Consider the following 3991-nt stretch of genomic DNA (forward strand, 5'->3'; position numbering starts at 1 on the left):
CTCTAGGGTCCAACTCGACCTAGCTGATGGAAGACTTCCTTCAGGCACATATTTAGTATCTGTATCTCAGAACGATGTCATCTATCATTCCAGATTGGTGGTCAGATAATCAATCGACCAATGATATGAATAGACCCAGACGGAAACGTCTGGGTTTTTTTTGAATTCATTCTTTCGGGTGAGAACGGTGCCTCTGGTGGTGCTCAACTTTGAAGCATGAACAAGACTACCCCCGCCTATTCAAATCTCCAGACCATGAAAAAAGCCATTCTACTCTCCTTCTGGATATGTGCGACCTCCCTAGCTGCAGCCCAATACACCCTGATTCCTGACAGCCTCTTCGAACAAGCATTGATCGATGAGGGCATTGACTCGGAAGGCACACATGATGGACAGATACTCACGGCCGATGCACAAGCAACCACGGAACTCTATGCTACCGGATATGACATTGAGTCGATGACGGGAATTGAGGATTTCACCGCTCTCACTGTCTTATGGTGCCCGTACAATCAGATCACTTCATTGGACGTATCTGGAATGAGCCAGTTAAGGGATCTCGTGGTGACTTCCAATCTTATCGATAGCTTGGATATCAGCCAGAACACCCTTCTGGAGAAATTATATCTACCGGGTAATCCCATTTCCGAGATAGACCTGAGCAACAATCCCCTCATGGGTGATCTGCTGCTGAGTTCTACCGACATCACCACTGTGGATGTCTCGAATCTTGCTGAACTCTGGAGATTCAGAGCGAGTAACCTGCCCTTGGGAACCATCGATCTGTCCAACAATCCGGACTTACGTTTCTTGGAGCTATACAACTGTAGCTTGAGCGGTATCGACCTCAGCACGCACACCCAATTGATCAATATCGATCTTTCAGGCAATGCACTGACTACCATTGCTCTGGACTCTGCGCAGATCCTGTATTACATGAATGTCTCCAACAACCTACTGACCTCACTGGATCTTTCAGCCAACCCGGCCATTACCGATCTCTTTTGCGGAGGTAATCAGATCACTTCGCTCGACCTCAGCCATCTTCCCGATCTCTTCCGGGTCAACTGTTCCGATAATGAACTGACTTCGTTGAACGTGTAGAATGGGAACAATCAGAATATCGATTTCTTGATCACCATTCTTAATGAGGACCTCATATGTATCGAAGTGGATGACCCGCTGTATTCCGATACCACCTGGACCGTGATCGATGATTGGACTTCATTCAGCGAAGACTGCTCCAATTTCGTGGATTGCTCGGTCTTCGATACGGCCCCGGTCGATCTGACCAAGTCCTTCGACCCGGTGGATGGGGTAGAGGACAGGGTACAGGTCAAATGGTTCAAAGCTTCGCCTCAGGTGCGCTATAGTGATGAAGATGCCGCCATGTGCGATATCAAGTTCTGGCCGAAACGTGACTTGGACCCGGTCACTGGAGATCCCATCGGTCCGGCCTATGTGGCCCCAGATACCGTCTTCATCAATGATAAGGTCAAGACCTATCCGGGTGGAGCTCCCCGTGAAATCTTCAAATGGCCGGTCAAGTACCGAGCAGATGGAGCCAATAATGCCAAGCGTGCAGAACCCAATATCCGATACGAATGGCAGGTACGCTGCGAGTGCGGTCACGATGGCAACGGCCAGGAATCCCCCTGGTCTGAGATCAAGATCTTCAACACCCCGGATTTTGACCCGGTAACAGGTATCAATGGAAGTCCATCGGTCCAAGGTGCGGCTACCAAAGGACTGTCTCATGACCAAGGAGCTTGGTCGATCGCTCCCAATCCCAATAACGGTGAGTCGCTCTCTATCACATGGGATACACCTCTTGAGAATGACTATTCGATCCGTCTATATGACCTGACCGGAAAGCAATTGATGGATCGGCAGATCACTCCATCAAAAGGAAGGACTCATAGGCTCGAACTGCCACAGGGACTGCATCCGGGGATCTATTTGGTCCAATGCACGATGAATGGACTGACCACCACAAAACGACTCATGGTCCAATGATCCGATTATGAGAGATTGGATTGCACCAAGCCCGTTCGTCCCCAACCAGCGAACGGGCTTTTTTCATCCTTTCGGATGAGGCCCGTGCAGCTGTTGATTCTCAATTTAGACGTATAGACCCGGAGAGATTACTCTCCAAAAAACCACCACTATGACCAAGGATTTCTGGATCAACATTATTCTCGCGCTCCTTTCCATCCCATTGACGGCATACTGCCTGAGCGCCCAGTACAGCCCCATCTACAACAGTGATTTCGAACAGGCCTTGGTCGATCTCGGTATCGATACAGAAGGGCTGGTAGATGGACAGATCCTGACCACCGATGCAGATGCTGTTACCTATCTGGACGTATCGAATCGAGGTCTGACCGACTTGGATGATCTGATCGAATTCGATAATGTGCGTACGCTCAGGTGCAGCAACAATGCGGTCAATCAGCTCTTCGTCTATCAGATGGATAGCTTGGAGACCTTGATCGCTGCGGGCAATAATTGCCAATCGGTATTTCTTGCGGCCAATACGGCCTTGAGGATGCTCAACCTAAGGAGCAACAACATCGACACACTGGACCTGACTTATAATACCGCTCTGGAACATCTCGATCTCGGATTCAACAATCTGGACTATCTGGATATTTCACATAATGGACAGTTGACCTATTTGGACCTTACCTCCAATGACCTACCTGAGCTGGATGTGAGTTTCAATCCATTGCTCGAAACGCTCTATTGCAATGTCAATAACATCACCACACTGGATGTTTCATCAAATCCCATGCTCACACTTCTGGACGCAGGTTCCAATCAATTGACCTCTATAGACCTGAGTGCGAATACGCAGCTCCATACTTTGACGCTACTGTCCAATGACTTCACCTCCTTGGATGTTAGTGCGAATAGCCAATTGACCACTCTTACCCTGGCCTACACACCTCTGGAATCCATCGATCTCACGGGTCTCTCCGATCTGTCTTCCATCCGACTGGAATTCAGCCAAGTGATAGAATTGGATTTGACTCAGAATGGCGCTTTGAGCTACGTGAATGTGCGCAATACACCGTTGACCGCGGTCGATCTGAGAAATGGGAATAACACATTCCTCTCGACATTCCAGTCGCTCAATTCCCCGAACTTATTGTGTGTATCAGTAGATGATATCCCCTATGCTGAACAGAATTGGACCCAGGTCGATCCATGGACCATATTCAGCACGTCTTGCGATGGCTCAGCTGATTGTTCGGCCTTTACCAACGCTCCAGTGGATCTCACCAAATCCTTCGACCCCGTGGATGGCGTGCAGGACAGGGTACAGGTCAAGTGGTTCAAAGCAAGCCCCCAAGTGCGGTATAGCGATGAAGATGCTGCCATGTGCGATATAAAATTCTGGCCGAAACGCGATCTGGATCCGGTCACAGGTAACCCGATAGGCCCTGCCTACGTGGCCCCAGATACCACCTTCATCAATGACAAGGTGAAGACCTACCCCGATGGCTCACCTCGTGAGTTCTTCAAATGGCCGATCAAATTCCGAGCGGATGGCGCCAATAACACCAAAAGGGCCGATCCGAATATCCGCTACGAGTGGCAGGTGCGCTGCGAGTGTGGTCACGATGGCAACGGCCAGGAGTCCCCATGGTCCGAGATCAAGATCTTCAATACTCCCGATTTCAATCCGAATACGGGTGTCTATACCCCTTCTCCAGAGCAGAATGCTGGTAATCTGCAGTATAAAGTATTGGATATTGAAAGTCTTGAGATCTATCCCAATCCTGTAAATGGAACCGAACTGACTCTGCGTATACCTGCAGGTGGGAAAGGAAGCTATACCCTCGAAGTGATCGATGCTCGAGGACAGCGAGTCGTTTGGGATACTTCATTGGATTCGAAGGCAGAAACGGCCCCAGTGGATATATCTCACCTCATACCGGGAACCTATCTGTTGCGGGTGATCCATGGTGCATCCATCTACCAGCTG

At 49.5% G+C, this 3991-nt stretch carries 3 protein-coding genes; all 3 read left to right on the top strand.

Annotated features, from left to right (window positions below; translation table 11 throughout):
- The first annotated feature begins 216 nt into the window (after nucleotides 1-216).
- Entirely contained in the window at nucleotides 217-1104 is an 888-nt protein-coding gene (locus tag HKN79_03195) for a hypothetical protein (protein ID NNC82558.1), read from the top strand.
- 27 nt (nucleotides 1105-1131) lie between these two features.
- Complete coding sequence (locus HKN79_03200; GenBank protein ID NNC82559.1) at nucleotides 1132-2016, top strand: T9SS type A sorting domain-containing protein; 885 nt, start codon at nucleotides 1132-1134, stop codon at nucleotides 2014-2016.
- Between the two features lie 151 nt (nucleotides 2017-2167).
- Nucleotides 2168-3991: T9SS type A sorting domain-containing protein (locus HKN79_03205; protein NNC82560.1), on the top strand; the 1824-nt coding region annotated here is incomplete at its 3' end.

The organism is Flavobacteriales bacterium (assembly GCA_013001705.1).
GTDB lineage: Bacteria > Bacteroidota > Bacteroidia > Flavobacteriales_D > JABDKJ01 > JABDLZ01.

What these genes read in the sequence shown, in the direction of transcription:
- HKN79_03195 (NNC82558.1), top strand. Translation starts at nt 217, where the DNA reads ATGAACAAGACTACCCCCGCCTATTCAAATCTCCAGACCATGAAAAAA.